The organism is Pontibacter korlensis (genome assembly GCF_000973725.1).
Classification (GTDB): Bacteria; Bacteroidota; Bacteroidia; order Cytophagales; family Hymenobacteraceae; genus Pontibacter; species Pontibacter korlensis.
Genome location: NZ_CP009621.1, coordinates 5,236,100 through 5,254,510, shown reverse-complemented (window position 1 = coordinate 5,254,510; position 18,411 = coordinate 5,236,100). Strand labels below are relative to the sequence as shown.

Annotated in this window: 15 protein-coding genes; 4 read left to right on the top strand and 11 right to left on the bottom strand. The window is 48.6% G+C overall.

What is annotated here, in order from left to right; translation table 11 throughout:
- Positions 1–23 precede the first annotated feature (23 nt).
- Both PKOR_RS25140 and PKOR_RS22485 read left to right on the top strand, forming a co-directional pair.
- Entirely contained in the window at positions 24–176 is a 153-nt protein-coding gene (locus PKOR_RS25140) for a hypothetical protein (protein ID WP_158453818.1), read from the top strand.
- A 3-nt stretch (positions 177–179) separates the two neighbouring features.
- Positions 180–1,022: a 1,4-dihydroxy-2-naphthoyl-CoA synthase gene (locus tag PKOR_RS22485; protein ID WP_046313649.1), complete on the top strand. Its 843-nt coding sequence runs from the start codon at positions 180–182 to the stop codon at positions 1,020–1,022.
- A gap of 78 nt (positions 1,023–1,100) precedes the next feature.
- Here PKOR_RS22485 and PKOR_RS22480 read toward each other — a convergent pair whose 3' ends face one another.
- From PKOR_RS22480 to PKOR_RS22470, 3 genes are all read right to left on the bottom strand, one after another.
- The gene (locus tag PKOR_RS22480; protein ID WP_046313648.1) at positions 1,101–2,243 is read right to left on the bottom strand and encodes a DEAD/DEAH box helicase; all 1,143 of its coding nucleotides are present in this window, start codon (positions 2,241–2,243) and stop codon (positions 1,101–1,103) included.
- Between the two features lie 104 nt (positions 2,244–2,347).
- Complete coding sequence (locus PKOR_RS22475) at positions 2,348–3,460, bottom strand: acyloxyacyl hydrolase (RefSeq protein WP_046313646.1); 1,113 nt, start codon at positions 3,458–3,460, stop codon at positions 2,348–2,350.
- A gap of 37 nt (positions 3,461–3,497) precedes the next feature.
- On the bottom strand, positions 3,498–4,484 hold the full coding sequence (locus tag PKOR_RS22470; RefSeq protein WP_235336981.1) for a DUF5996 family protein: 987 nt from the start codon (positions 4,482–4,484) through the stop codon (positions 3,498–3,500).
- Between the two features lie 147 nt (positions 4,485–4,631).
- Here PKOR_RS22470 and ppk1 point away from each other — a divergent pair, with 147 nt between their 5' ends.
- Positions 4,632–6,731 (top strand): polyphosphate kinase 1, encoded by a 2,100-nt coding sequence (gene ppk1, locus PKOR_RS22465; protein WP_046313644.1) that lies wholly within the window; start codon positions 4,632–4,634, stop codon positions 6,729–6,731.
- Positions 6,732–6,817: 86 nt separating this feature from the next.
- Here ppk1 and PKOR_RS22460 read toward each other — a convergent pair whose 3' ends face one another.
- Together PKOR_RS22460 and PKOR_RS22455 are read right to left on the bottom strand one after the other, a co-directional pair.
- The gene (locus tag PKOR_RS22460) at positions 6,818–7,720 is read right to left on the bottom strand and encodes a Ppx/GppA phosphatase family protein (protein ID WP_046313642.1); all 903 of its coding nucleotides are present in this window, start codon (positions 7,718–7,720) and stop codon (positions 6,818–6,820) included.
- A 651-nt stretch (positions 7,721–8,371) separates the two neighbouring features.
- Complete coding sequence (locus PKOR_RS22455; protein WP_046313641.1) at positions 8,372–9,739, bottom strand: M23 family metallopeptidase; 1,368 nt, start codon at positions 9,737–9,739, stop codon at positions 8,372–8,374.
- Between the two features lie 183 nt (positions 9,740–9,922).
- On the opposite strand from PKOR_RS22455, the gene PKOR_RS22450 reads away from it, so the two are divergent.
- Positions 9,923–10,756, top strand: a complete 834-nt coding sequence (locus PKOR_RS22450) for a murein L,D-transpeptidase catalytic domain family protein (RefSeq protein WP_235336970.1) — start codon at positions 9,923–9,925, stop codon at positions 10,754–10,756.
- On the opposite strand, the gene PKOR_RS22445 is transcribed toward PKOR_RS22450, so the two are convergent.
- The 6 genes from PKOR_RS22445 to treY form a co-directional block, all read right to left on the bottom strand.
- Entirely contained in the window at positions 10,753–11,310 is a 558-nt protein-coding gene (locus PKOR_RS22445; RefSeq protein WP_046313640.1) for a thioredoxin family protein, read from the bottom strand. The two genes, PKOR_RS22450 and PKOR_RS22445, sit on opposite strands and share 4 nt — an antisense overlap.
- A gap of 222 nt (positions 11,311–11,532) precedes the next feature.
- Positions 11,533–12,099: a sugar O-acetyltransferase gene (locus PKOR_RS22440; protein ID WP_046313637.1), complete on the bottom strand. Its 567-nt coding sequence runs from the start codon at positions 12,097–12,099 to the stop codon at positions 11,533–11,535.
- Positions 12,100–12,169: 70 nt separating this feature from the next.
- Positions 12,170–13,441 carry a serine hydrolase domain-containing protein gene (locus PKOR_RS22435; protein WP_158453817.1) on the bottom strand — a complete coding sequence of 424 codons (1,272 nt, stop codon included), beginning with the start codon at positions 13,439–13,441 and terminating at the stop codon, positions 12,170–12,172.
- 66 nt (positions 13,442–13,507) lie between these two features.
- Complete coding sequence (locus PKOR_RS22430; RefSeq protein WP_148561777.1) at positions 13,508–13,819, bottom strand: hypothetical protein; 312 nt, start codon at positions 13,817–13,819, stop codon at positions 13,508–13,510.
- 352 nt (positions 13,820–14,171) lie between these two features.
- Complete coding sequence (malQ, locus tag PKOR_RS22425; RefSeq protein ID WP_046313633.1) at positions 14,172–15,704, bottom strand: 4-alpha-glucanotransferase; 1,533 nt, start codon at positions 15,702–15,704, stop codon at positions 14,172–14,174.
- Positions 15,705–15,709: 5 nt separating this feature from the next.
- Positions 15,710–18,409, bottom strand: a complete 2,700-nt coding sequence (gene treY, locus PKOR_RS22420) for a malto-oligosyltrehalose synthase (RefSeq protein ID WP_046313631.1) — start codon at positions 18,407–18,409, stop codon at positions 15,710–15,712.
- Positions 18,410–18,411: the final 2 nt, after the last annotated feature.

Genomic DNA, 18,411 nt, shown 5'->3' with positions numbered 1-18,411 from the left:
GGATCTGGGTCAAAATATAAAATATGAGAAGCCACTCTGGAAGTATAACCGGAGTGGCTTCTTTGCTTTTAGACATGCTGCAGGCTGCACTTGCAATAGGAGCGGCAGGAGCAGCAAATTACCGCCGCATTATGCACCAAAGTCTGAAAAGCCGTACTTTTACAAAAAATCCTTAAGATATGAGTAAAGCTAATTGGATTACAGTCAAAGAATACGAAGATATAACTTACAAGAAGTCGGGTGGGGTAGCCCGTATTGCCTTTAACCGCCCAAATGTGCGCAATGCGTTTCGCCCTAAAACCGTGGCAGAGCTTTTCGAGGCTTTCCTGGATGCCCGCGAAGATACTTCGATAGGTGTGGTGCTGCTTTCTGCTGAGGGACCTTCTACTAAAGATGGCGTATACTCTTTCTGTAGTGGTGGCGATCAGAATGCACGTGGCCATCAGGGTTATGTGGATGAGTCTGGTATGCCGCGCCTGAACATTCTGGAAGTACAGCGCCTGATCCGCTTTATGCCGAAAGTGGTGATTGCTGTGGTTCCAGGTTGGGCAGTAGGTGGTGGCCATAGCCTGCACGTCGTATGCGACCTGTCGCTTGCCAGTAAAGAGCATGCTATTTTCAAACAGACGGATGCTGACGTGACCAGTTTCGATGGTGGCTACGGTTCTGCTTACCTGGCTAAGATGGTAGGGCAGAAGCGCGCCCGTGAGATCTTCTTCCTGGGCAGAAACTACTCTGCACAAGAGGCTTTCGACATGGGTATGGTGAACGCGGTGATCCCGCACGAAGAACTGGAAGACACAGCTTACCAGTGGGCACAGGAAATACTGGCAAAGTCGCCAACTTCTATCAAGATGCTCAAGTTTGCTTTCAACCTTACTGACGATGGCATGGTAGGGCAGCAGGTGTTTGCCGGTGAGGCTACTCGTTTGGCCTATATGACGGAAGAGGCAAAAGAAGGCCGCAATGCTTTCCTGGAGAAGCGCAAGCCCGATTTCTCCGACATCAAATGGATACCGTAACAGCAGTTTAACTACATATCAAAACAGGCGAACCTTTAGGCTCGCCTGTTTTATTTTATACCTGTTGGTAACTCTGCATTAGAAACCGGATAAGTTTATATCCTCTGTGGGTGACATGGGTACCTGCTTGCCCATTTTCTTCTGAATCACTTTAAAATGATGGTCCTCATCTGGCGAGATCAAAGAGATGGCTTCACCGGAAGCCTCTGCACGGCCAGTTCTACCAATGCGGTGCACGTAGTCTTTTGGCGATCTTGGAAGCTCGTAGTTGATTACATGTGGAAGGGACTTGATGTCGATACCGCGGGAAGCTAAATCCGTTGCTACCAGTACTCGTAATTTGCCCGCTTTAAACTGGCGCAGCGCCTCTGTTCTGGCTCCCTGGCTTTTATCGCCATGAAACGCGGCCGCTTCTATACCGTTCTTCACAAGCTTACCCACCACATTATTAGCTGTCCGGATGGAGGATGTAAATACCAATACCTGCTGCATATTACTCTGCTTTATGAGGTAGCGCAGGAATGGCCCTTTGCGCTCAGCTGTTACCTGGTAAGCTGTCTGGTTAATCAGATCTGGTACAACGGCTTCTTCCTCTATCCTTATTTTTACCGGGTTGTGCAGTATCTCAGCAACAAGAAAAGCTACCTCCTCATCCAGGGTGGCAGAGAAGAGTACGTTCTGTCGCTTTTGAGGCAGCAGCGAAAATATCTTCTCAATCTCCTCTTTAAAGCCTAAACTTAACATTTTATCAGCCTCGTCCAGCACCAGCACTTTTACCTCCGAAAGCTGCACAGCTTTGTGCTCCACCAGGTCGAGCAGGCGGCCAGGCGTAGCTATCAGTATCTCTGTACCGTGCAGCTTCATCATCTGTGGGTTAATGGATACGCCCCCGAATACGGCCATAGACTTTACCTGGCGCGGCAGTTCCGAAGCGAAAGAACGTACTACTTCCCCCACTTGAGTGGCTAACTCCCGGGTCGGTACCAATACAAGCACAGGCACTGCTCTGTTTCCAGACGGTACCTTTCGCTGTAGCATCTCCAGGATAGGCAAGACATAACTTGCTGTTTTGCCGGAGCCTGTCTGTGCAAGCCCCAGGATATCCTTTCCCTGCAACATGGCAGGTATGGCCTCTTTCTGGATGGGGTAAGGTTCTTTGTACTGCTGGTTTTCTACAGCTCTTACCAGAGGTGCCGATAAGCCGAGAGATGAAAAGGACATGTAATGTTTGGTTAAGTATGATACTTGCTAATGCTCAAAGATACGAGTTATTATCTGGATAAGGGTTTAGGAGAAAGAGCTGGTACAGGTCAGGGACTGAAAACTTAATTCCCAAAACGCCAGCCAACCCGTACATCCAGGAAATCGGCCACGTGCCGGTGTGCTTTCAGGTTAATGCCGAAGAATAAACCGGGAGGAGTATGATACTCCAGTCCCCAGCGCTGGTACACCGGATCCCGGGCTTTACGCGGAGCATATAGGTATACCCCCAACATCTGGTTAAACCTGAACCTGCCGATGTATAGCTCGTGACCAACTAAAAGCGCTCCCCGCTGAAAGTCTTTATCAATATCTTCCTCATCCATAACTTCTTTGATGGAGTAATCTGCTACCCATTCTGCGCCTGCTGTAAGGGCGCTTAACCTTCCTGTGCGTTGGCTGGCATAGGCTGTAACGCCCCACAAAAGGAGCTTGTCTGTCTGGTCGATTCTGCCATCCTTCATAGTGCCTGACAACGCTACCAGGTAATAACGTTCCGTATCTTCCGGTTCATACTTTTGCAGTTGTCGCTCAGGGAAAGTGGCCGGGCGTAGCGCATAATCTACCCCAAGAGTTGCCATCGGAAAGTTTATACCCTTGTTAGGCTGGCGTATGCCACCGTTAGAAATGTGGCTGTAGGTGCCGCCGGCTCGCAGGAGCCAGGTCTCGCTCAGCCTGTAGTTTGCCATCAGGTTTACCGTCAGCGGAAAGGCAAGCCTGGTGCTGTAAAACTGATTTTGCGGATTACTGATGGCGTCGTACACGTTGCTCTGGTAAGATAAGCCACCTCCAAACCTGAATGAGAGGCTGACCCTCCGGTGAGCCGACAAAAAAGGCTCTACATAAAGTATAAGCGCATAGGCGTTGCCCAGCACGTCGGGGTTGTCGAAGTTAATGTAGGAGACAGATGCTCCAAACCTGGGATAGCCCTGGATGAACTGCCAAGCCTTTTTGCTGGTAAAGTGTAAGCTTAGGTCCAGTTCCAGTGCACGGGGGTGTGAGTAAGATACCTCCCGGATAGCATCTGAGTGCGGTATGATAAAGCCGTAGTGGGTACGCAGCCCAAGGTTTATAGCAGGCTTACTATCCTGTGCCGTGGCTGGTGCAGCAGCTTTTACCCAGAGAAAAAGAAAAAACAGTGATCGGAGAAGGAAAAGTATACTTTGGCTTCTGCTCATATCGTACTATATCAGGTGTGTGGCTTCGGTTCTGTACTTACAGCGCTTCCAGAGGCTTTACCGTAAGCTCCTGCACCGGCCACTGTGCAAGTTGTGCCCCGGCTTGGTACGCGCTTTCCAGAAAATCCAGTAGCGCCTGACGTGGGTTGTCTAGCTCCCGCAGTTCCTCATAGTTGAGTATGGCCATTGGGCTACCGTTAGAGTCTACCCAACTGGCTTGCTTGGGCTGCAGTGGCTGCTGGTCCAGCCCTTTTGGTGCGGGATAAGTATAAGAGTAGAAAGCAGGAAAGCGTACCTGATCATCGCCAGGCCAAAAGCCAAAGCTGATTACCTCGTGCGAGTAAGCATCTTTCTCCACTATGCTTGCCTCAGGATTTATAGGAACCTGTTTGCCGGAAAAACGCGTAACAGTCAGGTCGAGGTGGTGCCAGTACAGGTGCACAGGGCAGGTTTTGCCGTAGAACCGTCCGCTGAACTCCTTTAGTACCTGGTCTACTGTTACCAGCACCCGCCAGTACCGGTGTACCTGCTCCTGGTTGTACGTAGCATGGGTGTGGTCTTGTGCAAAAGGTATGGTACTCTTGTTGTCGTAAGGCTTGGCCAGAAGCTCTACATGAACGCCTAATACCTCCAGTGCCTTCATTACCTGCGTGTAATACTCGGCTACGCTTAGGCCATCCTGTAGCGTTATACTTTCTGAAGCACTGGTATTGGTGCGTAGGTGCAACTGGTGGTCGATAAAATCGAGCTCGCACTCCAACGTGTAAAACTTATAAGGCATAGGAGATGTGCTGAGGCCCCGGCTGGTAACGTAAAGTGTTGCGTTCCACCAGTGGTTGCGGCGCGGCATCAGCTTTAGCCTGATTTTACCGATTATCTGCAGGTACAGGTGCAGCGTGTACTTGGTGCTTTCCCATTCTTCCAGCGGCAGTGGCGGAAACTCGTCTAAAACAGGAGGAGTAGCGGTAAGAGAAGCCATGGCAGTTTTAGTTGTTTGCCCTTGTTGTACGTTGGTACTTGGCACAGGTATAAGAGGAAACTCAGCCACTAATAATTTTAAAGGAATATGAGGGATAACCTATACTTTATCCTTATATTTTGGGTTTATGAAGTATAGAGGGTGCTTGCCCCCGTTATGGCACTTTGCAGGTATCCGAAAAAGAGAGAAAGCATGCTTATCAGTAAGGTTTCTGACCAGATAAAGAAAAGTAAATACATTAGCCGTGACCTGAGCTGGCTGCGGTTTAACTATAGAGTATTGGACCAGGCGCGTGATGCCAACAAAAGCCTTTTCGACAGGCTGAAGTTTTTGGCTATCACCTCGTCTAACCTGGATGAGTTTTTTATGATCCGGGTGGGTAGCTTGTACAATTACCTCGACTACGGAAAGGAACGCACCGATTACTCCGGCCTGCGTGAACTGCCGTTCCGTAAGAAGTTGCTCGACTACGCGCACCGTTTTGTAAACGACCAGTACCTGACCTTCAACAACGAACTGAAGCCCCTCTTCCCCAAGAGTGGCTTTGATATACTGAAGGTAAACGAGCTGACCGAAATTGAGCAGAAGAAGGTGGATTCATACTTCAAGAATACCATCTACCCAATGCTCACGCCCATGGTGTTTGATAACTACCATGGCTTTCCGCTGCTCATGAACCAGTTGCTGACTTTTGGCGTGGTTACCCGTACCACCGACGAAGGCAAGCCGCAGGACCGCGTAACCTTTGTGCAGATTCCGCAGAACCTGGCGCGCTTTTACGAGATCAACCGCAAGGACAAGATCATCTTTGTGCCGATTGAAGAAATCGTGCGCTGGAAAATCAAGAAGCTGTTCCGCAATGTGGACATCGTATCGGTAAACCTGTTCCGCATTACGCGTAATGGCGACTTCACACTGGAAGAGTCGGACGACCTGGAGGCAGACTTTGTGCAGGAGATCAAATCTAAGCTGAAGACCCGTAAAAAAGGCCGTGTGGTGCGCCTGGAGGTAGAGCGAAATCCTTCTCAGTTTATGATGAAGATACTGAAGGAGCGCTGGACCATAGACAATGCCAACGTGTTCACCATTAACAGTATGCTGGACCTGCGCGGCCTGTGGCAGATCGTGAACCACCGCCATTATAAGAACAAGTGCTTTAAGCAACCAGCCTCTGTACTTCCGCTTAGCCTGCCTAGCGATGGGGTGGATATGTTTGAGTACCTGAAGGAGCATGATGTGCTGCTGCACCACCCATACAACAGTATGGAGCCAGTAGTAAACCTGCTGGAGCGCGCCGCAGAAGACCCATCAGTGCTGGGTATAAAGCAGACGATTTACCGCTTAGCAGACCAGAGTAGGGTAACAGCAGCCTTACTGAAGGCCGCTGAGAATGGCAAGCACGTGTCGGTTTTGTTTGAGGTGAAAGCCCGTTTTGATGAGGAGCGCAACCTGCGGGAAGGCGAGAGGCTGGAGAAGGCAGGCTGCTTTGTGATTTACGGTATCAGCAAGTACAAAACGCACACCAAAATGATGATGATCATCCGGAAGGAAGGGGAGAAGGTGACGCGATATGTACACATCGGCAGCGGTAACTACAATGAGGCTACGGCTCGTTTGTACACTGATGTGAGCTTGCTGACAACGAACGAAATCTATGCGCACGACGTGTCTGAGTTCTTCAACGTAATTACCGGCCACTCTCGCCCGAACGAGTATAAATACCTGATGACCTCGCCAAAGAACATGCGGAGCCAGTTGATAGATCTGATCCGGATAGAAGCCCGCAACGCGAAGAAGGGGCTGAAGAGCGGTATCGTGATCAAGATAAACTCGCTGGAGGATAGGGAGGTAATTGATGAGTTGTATAAGGCCTCAAAAGCCGGTGTTACGATCAAGCTGATAGTGCGGGGCATTTGCTGCCTGAGACCGGGCCGTGAGGACTTGAGCGAAAATATCTCTGTGAAAAGTATAGTAGGGGAGTACCTGGAGCATGCCCGCCTGTACTACTTCCACAACAACGGCGACCCTAAAGTATATGGCGGAAGTGCAGACATGATGGTACGCAGCTTCGACCGCCGTATAGAGGCTCTCTTCCTGATTGCTAACGCGGAGTTAAAACGCGAGGCAATCACCATTCTATACTACAACCTGCTGGATAACCAGAACTCCTACATCATGCGTGAAGACGGTACTTACATAAAGCGTCGTGCCGGAGCGAATGAGGAGGTTATAGACATCCACAAGTTATTCTACAACAAAGCTTATGTGGTTGAAGATGTAGAGTTGGTGTAGAAGCCTCCACTAAAGTATAAAAGCGGCTGCAGCTTAACTTCCGAAGAAGAGGCTGCAGCCGCTTTTATTTTTATACTTGGATACGTTTAGCTGATCTTGGTTATCACGAAGCGCTCCGGGTGGTAGCGCTCATAAAGGGAGTGCAGCATACCGTCTTTCAAACCTACCGCTGGTACAATCATGCTTTCCAGCTTAGCCCATTTCATGGCTGAAAGGTAGATTTCTGAGGCAGGTACAATCACATCGGCTCGATCGGGATTCAGGAGCAGTTCTGTAATGCGCTGTTCTAAAGGTAAACTAGCTATGTAGGCTGCTACTTCCTCAATCTGCTTCCGGTAGATAGGCTTGCCCGGCGTTTTGCCCGCTATCTCGTAAATTTTATTGATGTTACCTCCTGTACCTACGGCACGCGACAGGTGGTACTTCTTGGCATTGGCTTCTATCCAGGTGCGCATGCTGTTCCAGAGCTCTTCAGAGTCACGGCCATGCATATGCCTGATGGAGCCTTGCTCAAACGACTGGGAGGCCATCTTCTGGCGGTTTACATAGATGTTGAACTCCGTGCTGCCACCTCCAACGTCTATGTGCAGGTAGTTACGCTGCTCATCCAGGAAATTATAGATTACCTTGTTGATAAGATCGGCTTCTGTTACACCATCTATTACCTGTATTTCCATTCCCACTTCCTGTCTTACCCGCTCAAGTATCTCAGGGGCATTAAGGGAGCTGCGCATGGCTGAGGTAGCACAGATCATGTAGTGGTCCACATCATGAACATCCAGCAATAACTGGAAGGCCTTGAGCAGTTTAATAAACTTCTCGATTTTCAGGTCGCTGATGTAGCCCGTGTTAAACACATCCTCGCCGAAGCGGATGGCATAACGCACGTACTCTACTTTTTTGAAAAATACTCTTCCGTTCTGGTTCAGTACGCTGGAAATCTGGCATCTTACCGCATTCGACCCAATATCAATAGCAGCTAACTTCAAAGGCAATAAGTGTTTAGTTTGAGTGTTAAGTGTAAATATATAAATTATTGAGCAGTGTGCGGGTATGGATAGGTAGAAAGAGGTTTGTGAATTTCATTCCCGGTTACACCTTTGCCTTGCTATATTTTCAAACTGCCGTTCCTGGAACTTGAGGCAAATTTTTTTCTTTGCTGCTGTTCATCCATAGCCTTACCACCTGCTTGTTTCACCTCCTGCTTTGGTGCGCTCAAGGCCGCGGGGCCTCGTCCTGTGGGGGTAGGGGGCCTTCGATAAGGGCATCGCACCGTGTCCCTCCTGCGCCAGTGCGCTGTCCTACGGGCACCGGATCTCACAAGGCGCTCAACCCAAGGACTGGGATCAGATTTGATGACCGCTGTTCTTCAACTGTTCCCTTGAGGACAAGTGAGACGAGAGTAGAAACTTGCGACCGTAGGTCACAGGGGTGTAATCATTGGCCGAACAGATTCCCCTCCTCGGAGGGATGGGGGTGGGTTTACACCTGTGGCCTGTCCGCACAAGGACAGCTACAATGAAACTTATACTTTAGCTGAAGCAGTAACAGACTCCCCTCCTTAGACAAGCGAGAACACGAGTTCGAAACTAGCGGGCATAGTCTGAGGGGCAGGGATGGTTGGTCTATAAAGACCAGTCTTACCTTGCACTCAATGTCAGTTGTGGGTTTATCCAACCAAGTTCTCCGGCTTCGTTGCGCACCAGCTCATAGCCCTTATAGCTGCCAAGTATAGCCACATTGCTTCCGGCTGGCAGACTATCTTTAGCGGCGGCACTTGGGTGTGCTTCGTCCAGCAGGCTGGTTTCAGAGGCAAGCTTCTCATACTTTACAGGCTTTGTTGCAGGCTCTACTACACTACTGGCAATATAAGCTTCTTTGCCATCGGGCATGGCAACACGGTACCAGCTGGAGGTACCACCAGTAACCTGCAAAGGCGTGTGCTGAGGTAGCGAACGGTATACCCCCGACTTTGTGCTAGGCTGCAGTCGCACGTTAGCCGCGCGGCTACTTACACGAACCCAGTTGCCAACCAGTTCGCCGTTAATCTTAACAGCTGGCACAGGGGCGGAAGACTGGTGCACGTAGGGGTAGGGGTTGATGGCACCATGACCGTAGCGGTAAATACCAAAGTGCAGATGCGGCCCAGTGGTTCGGGCGTTACCCGTATTTCCAATCAGACCCAAGGTATCGCCTGCCTGTACGTGCTGGCCTACCTGCACCAGCTGGCTATCGAGGTGGGCATAGTACAGGCTTTGCCTGCGGTTGATGTCCGACAGCCAAACCACCTTGCCTCCGCGTGGAGTAGTGGCTACCTGCCTGATAACACCGTCGGTGCCGGCGATGGCTGGTGTGCCACGCTTGGCAAAAATGTCAACGCCTTCGTGCCGGCGTGCGCCGGCATCGCGTGGGTCGCCCCAAATGCTGGCAATGTTGCGGCTACTCTTCCCGTCTACCGGAAAGGCAAGTATAGGCTCTGATTGAATGGTTACAGTATACTGACCGCTGCGCAGTAACTCGGGCTGCACACGCAGTATGTGCTGCTGGTCTTCATCTACTTCATAAGCCAAGGTAGCGGCAGTAGAATCGGCGGCGGCTACATGCTTAGGTTTGCCATTGCCGCTTTCAAACAGGTCCATAAACACCTGCAGTTGCTCTCGTGCCTGTACCTCCAGGTTTACAATCAGCCTTTGCCCACGTTTGGCATCTATGCGATAACCCAAGGCACGGGGCTTATCGGCAGCAAAGTAGCCCGTCTCTTTAAAAGGCAGCCTTACGCTTAGCGAGTCCTGCAGGGCCTGCTGGCCAGCTGTTATCCACTCTTGGCCCAATGCCGTTTCGTCCAGGTTTGCATCTTTCAGCTTAGCCGCATACTTCTCGTAAGGTGTCTGGCTTTTGAACACTCCTCTTAAAGTCTGCTGCTGGCTACAGCTGGTTAGCAGAAGTATAACCAGTGTGAAGAAAGTGTAAAAAATATAGTTGGTGTAGTGCTTTTGCTTATTACTCATAATGTGTCTGTACAGATATTCAGGTAACATACATATTGGCAAAAATGGTGCCTTTGGTAAGTATGGGTCTAATTATCAATATGTTTTTGGGTTAGATAAACTTCTTATACGTATGCTGTAGTGTGTGTTTTAAACCGCTTTCGCGCTTGGCCGTAAAATCAATGAGTATAAAATTTTAAAGAGATGAGAAAGCCAAGATGGAGAAGAATGCGCCGCAAGCTGAGCCGCAACCTGCTGCCTTTGTTTGCGCCGCTCGTGCTTACACCAATGGCCACACCAGTTAACACAGGTGCCGCTATGCCGCACTCCAGCACGGATACGATGAAGCGGAGGATGGCAAACCTTAAACTGATGCACTTTAACCAGGTGGCTTACAACCTGTACAGCCACATACAGTTGCAGGAGGCAGGGCTTCGCTTTGAGGTGTTTAACAAAGCACTCACTGGCTACTATAACATGCGACACAACAACGAGGTGTCTGGCAAGCCATATATCACCATTGTTGACTTTACAAAGTCGTCTAACGAGAAGCGCCTGTGGGTGGTAGATGTAGAAAAGAAGGAGCTACTTCATAATACCTATGTATCGCATGGCCGCAACTCAGGAGAGGAGTTTGCCGAGACCTTCTCCAACAAGAGTGAATCTTACATGAGCAGCATTGGTTTCTATGTAACTGGCAATACATACCAGGGTAAGCACGGGCTGTCGCTGCGGTTGGATGGCTTGGACGAAGGCTTTAACACCAATGCCCGCGACCGCTGTATAGTGATGCACGGTGCTGAGTATGCTACAGAAGAATTTATTGAACAGGCTGGTCGTTTAGGCCGCAGCCTCGGTTGTCCTGCTATCCCGATGGAGGAGCACGAAGATGTAATCAATGTGGTTAAGGGAGGTACTACTATGTACGTACACGCTGCTAACGACAAGTATACGTCGCAGTACCTGGACCATGCCCAGGCTATGTCGGAGATGCTTAGTGAAAATAAGGTAGACCTGCCACCAACTTCACCGAGCTAGGCTGCTCGCCACTTAATGCCACAGCCAATACTTGGCGTCTGGTGCTCGGGTATAGGTTGCCCCGCAAGCAAGGCATCCAGAGCTTGTCGTAAATCTCTGCCTGTTACAGGTATGTTGCTTTTTGGCCGTGAATCATCAAACTGCCCGTGGTAGGCAAGGCACATGTTGCTGTTGTAAACATAAAAATCAGGAGTGCACTCTACCTGGTACGTACGGGCTACCTGCTGGGTCTGGTCGTAGAGGTAGGGAAACGGAAAATTCATTTCTTTGGCCAGCTTTTTCATCTGTGCCGGACCGTCTTCCGGGTAGAAGGAGGCATCATTTGCGCTAATGGCCACAAAGCTTACTCCCTGCGCTTTATATTGCCTTGCTACCTTCAGCAGCTCTGGCAGTATGTGCTGAACATATGGGCAGTGGTTACAGATAAACATGATAACTGTGGCCTTAGGCGAAGACACATCCTGAAGCGAAACAATCTTATCGGATACAGTATCCAATAGGGCAAAATCCTGAGCCTTATTACCAGGTGCGACGGAAGCTGTTTGTTGTACCATAGTTATGATAGGATTGAGCGGTGTAGCAGATATACTATACCCTAAGGTAAACTTTTAATTGTAGATAACAAACAGGTTTAAAGGATATTAGAGGTGAAAGGAGTGTTGTGAATTGTAGGTGGCCCGGTAGGTGAGGGAAGCAAAAAAGTGGCAGTGTTAAGCTGCAGGTGTTTCTGCTACTTCAAATAACACTGCCACCGTGATAGTCAAGAAAAGTAAAGCCTACTCTGTTTGCTCAAGAGAGCGGATAACTCTGCAAGGGTTACCGGCTGCAAAAACACCAGACGGTATGTCTTTGGTAACTACACTGCCAGCACCAATCACTGCGCGATCGCCTATACTTACACCAGGGCAAATTACCGCACTGCCACCTACCCAAACATCCTCACCGATAGTGATAGGCTTGGCAAACTCCAGGCCTGAGGCTCTCTCTTTATGATCCATGGGATGTGTGGCCGTATAGATCTGCACATTAGGACCAAATAGGGTTCGGCTGCCAATCGTTACCTGCATCACATCAAGTACTATACAGTTGAAGTTGAAAAACACCTTTTCACCAACTTTGATATTGGTGCCATAGTCGCAGTAAAATGGAGGCTGCAACCATAAGCCTTCGCCCGCGTCAGGTATGAGTTCTTTTAGGATACGGCTGCGCTCTTCCGCCTGGTCTTCGCGGGAGTCGTTCAATTCTTTGAGAAGTAGCCTTGTTCGGAGCCTTTCATCTGAGAGTTGCTTGTCGAGTGCGTCGTACAGCTCACCGGAGAGCATCTTTTCTTTTTCTGTTTTCATAAAGTATAATTTACCTAAAGTATAACCAGGCTGTGTAAAAGGTAAAAGAGAGTTGTCTACTGACCAAGTACTACTTTGTTGTCTTGCTCAAGCTATTTAGCTTTACATAAAATTCGTGGAGCAGATCATAGATTGCTTTCTGGTCTTTGCCGGATGATTCAGTATTCCAATCTGTGTTAACTATAAAGTACCGGCCCATCCTTTTGTCTTTGTAAAACCAGATCACAGAAGACATTCCTGGATCGCCGCCGGTGTGCCCGAAGTTTCCTGTAGAGCCAAATCCCATTGTGATTCCCATATTGTACTCATCACTGTATTCGCTGGTACTCCTGTTAGTGAAGTTTTCTGCCGCAAGTTGTGGTGTAAAGTACTCTTTGTAACTCTGTTTAGTGAGGATAGTCCCGTTGCCAAGATACCCTTTCATGAGTTCTAGAATGTACTTGCTCATATCTGAGCTCGTGGTTAGCAATCCTCCGTCTGGGTAACCAATAAGGGAGTAACAGGGATAAGGTGTTTGTTTGTCCTGATAAGTGGGGGAATAGCTTGAAAAATCAATTGCATTAAAACTCCAACCCGATGAATGCATCTCCAAAGGGCGTAAAATGTACTGTGAAGTAAACTCATCATAAGTAGTGCCTGTAGCTTTCTCCACTACTAATGCGGCAAGTGAGGCTCCAACATTTGAATACTCATACATGCTTCCTGGTTTACTTTTTGAGAATCCCTCTCTTGAGTACCATTCTCCATCGGTGTCAAGCAGGTTTTTCAAGAAGTCTTCTAAGGAGGTTTTAGCTGATGGAGGATTAAACCGTGTTGGCGAAACATCAATGTTGAGGTTGTGAACCAGATTAACTGTGTCCCTCAGTACCAGATTTCTGGAAAGGTATTCTTCTGTGTCTACAATAGAGGACGTATGCGTTACCAGGTGCCGGATGGTGATGGGGACCTCCGGGTATGCTGGATTGGATACGGTGAAGGGCAGATATTTATTGGCTGGGTCATCTAAGTTAAGTTTGCCTAATTCCTGCGCTTTAAGAACGGCAAGCCCTATGACAGTCTTAGAGATAGAGGCAATATTTTGAACTGTGTTTTCTGTATACTTGGCGCTTGTCTCGACATTAGCAATCCCAAAACCGTTTTGGTATAAAACCTCTTTGTCGTTTACTAAAGCTACGCCAAAGCCGTTGAAACTTGCTGCTTTACTTATTTGGGTCAACTTCTCTGTTAACTCTTGTTGAGTTTGTACAAACTCTTTCGAATGCAAATTCTTTGTCGTGCTACAAGCAGCGGCTATAAACGCGACAACTCCAAATAAAAACAATCTCTTTATGTTCTGAAACAAAATGTGTTATCTTTTGAAGTTGCCAATCTTGGAGTGTTACTCCCAACGGTTTGGCTAAGGCACTCCTTAGTATGCTTTAGCTCTTGTTAGGTGTTCGTTATTTTTTAAGTTCAGATAATTTGGATTCTTCTGTAGCTGATCAGGATAGTCATTTTCTAAAAGCTTTAGCGCCCAATTTTTGTCAGGATTCTGTATATCGTAGACAATGTATATTGAGTCTTTTTCTGAAAACTCCCCATTAGCGGCATGATTTTCATACAAAGTGTTGGCTACTTTAAAAGTATAGTAATGGTATGTTGTCCCTTTACCACCTACATCCTTTGATTCAAAAATATAGCCTTTTGTAATCTCTCCATTTTTGGCTAATTCCGTTTTCATTAGCGTTTTGAAGGTTACATGCTGTACAAAGTAAGCAACTAGCGCAAGTATGAATAGAGTACCTATATGGATCTTCCTTTTAAATAGGAACACATAAGGTAAGCTGATGCCCCAATGCTTGATCTCTTGTAGTTGCGCCTTCCTCTTCATTTGGGTTTATGTGTCCTTCTATACTTTGTAATGTTACCTGACTACCGTATCGCAGTAAACATACAGTTATCTGCACTATGTATGTAGTTAATGTATGTGGGCGTTGAAGTATAGTGCTAAAGCAATATAATAAAACACTTTGCATAAAAAAAGTATAGCTGGCGTGCCAGCTATACTTTTCTATCAGTTGCTATTCAGATAATTACTTGTTTTCAGGTTCTTCCCAGCGACCATAGAGTTTGGCCAAATCTTGCAATTCAGTTACATACTCTTTGGAGAATTGCCCTGGTTGAAGGCGCCATTCCCAGTTACCTGAGCCTGTGGAAGGTTTATTCATGATTGCCTCCTTGCCTAAACCAAGCACATCCTGTACCGGAACCACGGCTAACTGTGCCACTGACATATAAGCCATGCGGAGCATTACCTGGTGCACGTTCTTCTCTGTGATTTTTTGAAAAGCATATCGGCTTAGCAAATCTACGTCTTCGTCGTTAGACTCCTCAAGCCATGCGCGTACGGTACTGTTATCGTGTGTGCCTGTGTACACTATGCTGTTGTGGGTGTGGTTGTGCGGCATAAAAGAACTCTCAAACGCCTTCTCATCGCCCACAAAAGCAAATACCAATACCAACATGCCCGGCAAATCAAACTCTTTGATAAGATCCCGGACAGGCTGGTCTATTTCGCCAAGGTCTTCTGCAATTATCGGCATCTTCTTGTATTTGTGCTGAAGCAGGCTCAGTATTTCACGTCCTGGAGATTTTACCCACTTACCGTTTACTGCTGTGTCTTCGCTGGCAGGCACTTCCCAATAGGCAGAGAAGGCTCTGAAGTGGTCGAGGCGGAGCAGGCCGAAAAGACGCAGGTTGTGGTCTATGCGATGAATCCACCAATCGTACTTCTGTTCTGCTAAGGACTTCCAGTCATATACAGGGGTGCCCCAAAGCTGGCCGGTTTCGCTAAAGAAATCCGGTGGTACTCCCGAGACAGCGGTAGGGTTGCCTTCATCATCAAGCTTAAACAAGTGTGGATGACTCCATACATCAGCACTGTCGTGGCTCACATAAAATGGCATATCGCCAAAAAAGGTGATGTCTTTGCTATTGCAGTACTGCTTTAGTTTCTCCCACTGGCTGTAGAAGATGAACTGCATAAACATCTCAAACTCCACTTGCTCGTTTAGCTCCTCAGCCAGTTCTTTTACAGCCTTCTTGTCGCGCTGCTTTATCTCCTTTGGCCAATCTACCCAGCCTTTGTCACCAAAGTGCTTTTTAAAGGCTACAAAGTTGGCAAAGTCCTGTAGCCACAGTTTATGCTCTTTCTGAAAATCAGCAAATTCCTTCCATAATTTGTCGGGCAGCTCATCGCTAAAGTTTTTAAAAGCCCTTTGCAACAACTTCAGCTTAAACTTACTTACTGTGGCATAGTCCACTCGGGCATCATCGAACTTCTCATTGTGCTGCAGGTCTTTGTCGTGCAACAGGCCGTCCTTTACCAATAGCTCCGGACTAATAAGCAGCGGGTTTCCTGCAAAGGCAGAGTGGCTGCTATAGGGAGAGTTGCCATAACTTTCCTCTGTCGGGTTGAGGGGCAAAATCTGCCAAAAGCGCTGTCCGGCCTCTTCTAACTGATCGGCGAAAGTATAAGCCTCCGGACCCAGGTCGCCGATACCAAAGCGGGAGGGAAGCGAAGTAATATGAAGCAGGATTCCTGCACTACGGTTATCTATAATCATAAATCTCAAGCAGTTAATAGTGCGACAGGGAATGTCTTAAGTAGTTGTGCTACGGGTAGCGTACCATTCGCGTTTAACGTACTTTGCCCAAGCACCTGTTGCCAGCCCTGTGGCGCGGTTTCAGGTAATACAATGGCTGTGTCTTGCCATACTTCCTCACCTAGTGGCAATTCATGTCCGTTTACCAGGCTGGTAAGAAGTAGCGGAACAGCTACAATCGCCCATTTACCCTGATAGTGGCGGGCAAAGGCTAATACGTGCTGCTGCTTTGCCCCGTGTACCTGCAGGGGTACATAGTCTCCTTTATCGAACAGGTCCTGCATGTCGCGGCGGGTAGCCAGCACTTTGTGCAGCAAGTATAATTTTACCTTAGAGTTCTCTGGGTGGTGCAGCAGGGCCTTGTGCAGGTTTAGCGCATCTTTGGCTTCCTCCTGCTGCAATTCCTGCAGGTAGCGGTAGCGCAGATCATAGTCCACAGGGCGGCGGTTGTCAGGGTCAACCAGGCTTAGGTCCCAGAATTCGGTGCCTTGGTACACATCCGGCACGCCCGGGCAGGTAAGCTTAAGCAGCGATTGGCAGAGTGAATAGATCCAGCCGTAGTGCGCCACTTTCAGGAAGAAAGGCTGGAAGGAGTGCATAAAGTCTTCGTCCTCCTGCAGCAGCTGATGCACCAGGTTTTTCATGGCCTGCTCATACGTCTCGTTTGGTGCTGACCAGTCCGTATTTACTTTTGCCTCACGCAGTGCTTTCTCCAGGTACTCCTGCACCCGCTGTATAAGTGTCTCATCTACCTCACCTTCCAGTGGCAGTACGCCCAGCAGCGTCTGGAACAGGAAGTACAGGTCGTTCTTGGTAGACTCTGTTGTATACTTTTGGGAGATCTGAAGCCAGCCGGTAACCTTCTCTTCCCATTCTTCCGGCAACTCGCTCAGCACGTTCAGGCGCATGCGGGCTCCTTCGCCACGTTTTGTATCGTGGGTGGCAGTGGCGTTGATGGAGTGCGGATATACGCGCTGGCGATACAGCATCCGCTCATGAAACTCCTCTGTCTCGAGGTGGAAAATGTCGGGGCTGTTGCCTACTTCGTTAAGTGAGATGAGGCGGTTATAAGTATAAAATGTCGTATCCTCTACACCTTTGGCAGCCAGCGGACCGGTAAACTGCTGGCTACGCATCACAAAGTATAGCTTGTGATGCTTTGTATCCTCAGTATCATCCGGAGTGAGGGTAAAGAGTGTGTGCAGGTGCTTCAGTTGCTCGGCTACGTCCGGCGCCTGTTTATTAGCTTCGGCAAAGGCATTATCTACTACCTCCATCTCATCTTTAGAGAGTGGTAGGCGGTTGCCATAAATACAGTATACCGGCCAGGCCGCCAACAGTACTGCCAGTGCCTTACGCCATTGCTCCTCCGGGTCCAGTGGTATCAGGTGGCGCTCCTGCAGTAGGCGCAGCAGGTTCTCCAGTTCACCCTTCATGTAGTTGTTCAGGATAAACATTTTTTTGTCGAACACCAGCTGCTCATAATTATCAGGAGCAGCTGGTATCAGGCGGTGGTATACTTCGGTAAGCTTGCGACGGCCTTTGGCAGAAGTATAAAGGTTGCTAACCCAAGCCAGGAAATCATAGCCGCTGTTGCCCTGTATAGGCCAGCGCTCTGGTAACTGCTCTTCGCCTTCCAGAATCTTCTCCACGATGATGTACTTCTCAGGGCCAGCCAGCTGGCGCAGGCGCTTCAGGTACGTAGTTGGGTCAAGCAAACCGTCTACGTGGTCAACACGCAGGCCCTGCAGGATATCCTGGTCGCAGAGCTGTTTGATAAATTGGTGATACTGTTCGAACACCTCCGGGTGCTCCATGCGGAGACAGATCAGGTCGTTTACTGTAAAGAAGCGGCGGTAGTTTATCTGCTTTTCGGTGTCCTGCCAATGGCTAAGTATGTAATGCTGCTTTTGCAGTATCTTTTCCAGCTTCTCTTTTTCCTCGCTGGTATTTTGCAGCACCTGTTCCAGTGCTTTTCGTAAGGCCTCTGTTTTATAGAGTTTCTTCTTGAAGTTGCCCCAGGCTGCTGGGTTTATACTTTCTTCTGCCTCCAGCAACTCCAGTTCTTTCAGGCTTTGGTTTGCCTGTTTAGATACCTCCGGATCACCAGATGCCTGAAGTGCCTCCTGTAGTAAAGGACGGTAGCTGGACACACTAACCGGGTAAACATTGTCGAAGTAGTTAAGACTAATGCCTTTCTCCGTTAGCTTAAGTTCTAGCTGCCCTTGCTCTACTATCTTATCCAGCGGTTCTCCTAAAAATGGCACCATCACCTGCCCGTTAAAGTCCGGGTGGTGGAAATCAATATCGAAGAAAGTATAAAACTGCGACTGCGGCCCTTTCTCCAGTACGTCCATCAACCATACGTTATCCGGGTGAAAAGCCATGTGGTTAGGCACAATGTCCTGTAGCCAGCCCATGCCGCGCTCCTTCAGTTCGGCTGCAATTTCGCGCAGCTCCTTCTGTGTGCCAACCTCTGGGTTTATATCATACGGAGCCGTAACGTCGTAGCCGTGCTCGCTACCGGGGCGGGCACAGAAAATGGGAGCAGAGTATATGGTGCTGATGCCCAGTTCATGCAGGTAAGGGATGAGCTGTTTTATATCGCTCAGTTTAAAGTTAGGCGAAGTCTGTAGCCTGTAAGTGGCTGATGGTATATAAGTCATAG

What these genes read in the sequence shown, in the direction of transcription:
- PKOR_RS25140 (WP_158453818.1), top strand. Translation starts at nt 24, where the DNA reads ATGAGAAGCCACTCTGGAAGTATAACCGGAGTGGCTTCTTTGCTTTTA.
- PKOR_RS22485 (WP_046313649.1), top strand. Translation starts at nt 180, where the DNA reads ATGAGTAAAGCTAATTGGATTACAGTCAAAGAATACGAAGATATAACT.
- PKOR_RS22480 (WP_046313648.1), bottom strand. Translation starts at nt 2,243, where the DNA reads ATGTCCTTTTCATCTCTCGGCTTATCGGCACCTCTGGTAAGAGCTGTA.
- PKOR_RS22475 (WP_046313646.1), bottom strand. Translation starts at nt 3,460, where the DNA reads ATGAGCAGAAGCCAAAGTATACTTTTCCTTCTCCGATCACTGTTTTTT.
- ppk1 (WP_046313644.1), top strand. Translation starts at nt 4,632, where the DNA reads ATGCTTATCAGTAAGGTTTCTGACCAGATAAAGAAAAGTAAATACATT.
- PKOR_RS22455 (WP_046313641.1), bottom strand. Translation starts at nt 9,739, where the DNA reads ATGAGTAATAAGCAAAAGCACTACACCAACTATATTTTTTACACTTTC.
- PKOR_RS22450 (WP_235336970.1), top strand. Translation starts at nt 9,923, where the DNA reads ATGAGAAAGCCAAGATGGAGAAGAATGCGCCGCAAGCTGAGCCGCAAC.
- PKOR_RS22445 (WP_046313640.1), bottom strand. Translation starts at nt 11,310, where the DNA reads ATGGTACAACAAACAGCTTCCGTCGCACCTGGTAATAAGGCTCAGGAT.
- PKOR_RS22440 (WP_046313637.1), bottom strand. Translation starts at nt 12,099, where the DNA reads ATGAAAACAGAAAAAGAAAAGATGCTCTCCGGTGAGCTGTACGACGCA.
- PKOR_RS22430 (WP_148561777.1), bottom strand. Translation starts at nt 13,819, where the DNA reads ATGAAAACGGAATTAGCCAAAAATGGAGAGATTACAAAAGGCTATATT.
- malQ (WP_046313633.1), bottom strand. Translation starts at nt 15,704, where the DNA reads ATGATTATAGATAACCGTAGTGCAGGAATCCTGCTTCATATTACTTCG.
- treY (WP_046313631.1), bottom strand. Translation starts at nt 18,409, where the DNA reads ATGACTTATATACCATCAGCCACTTACAGGCTACAGACTTCGCCTAAC.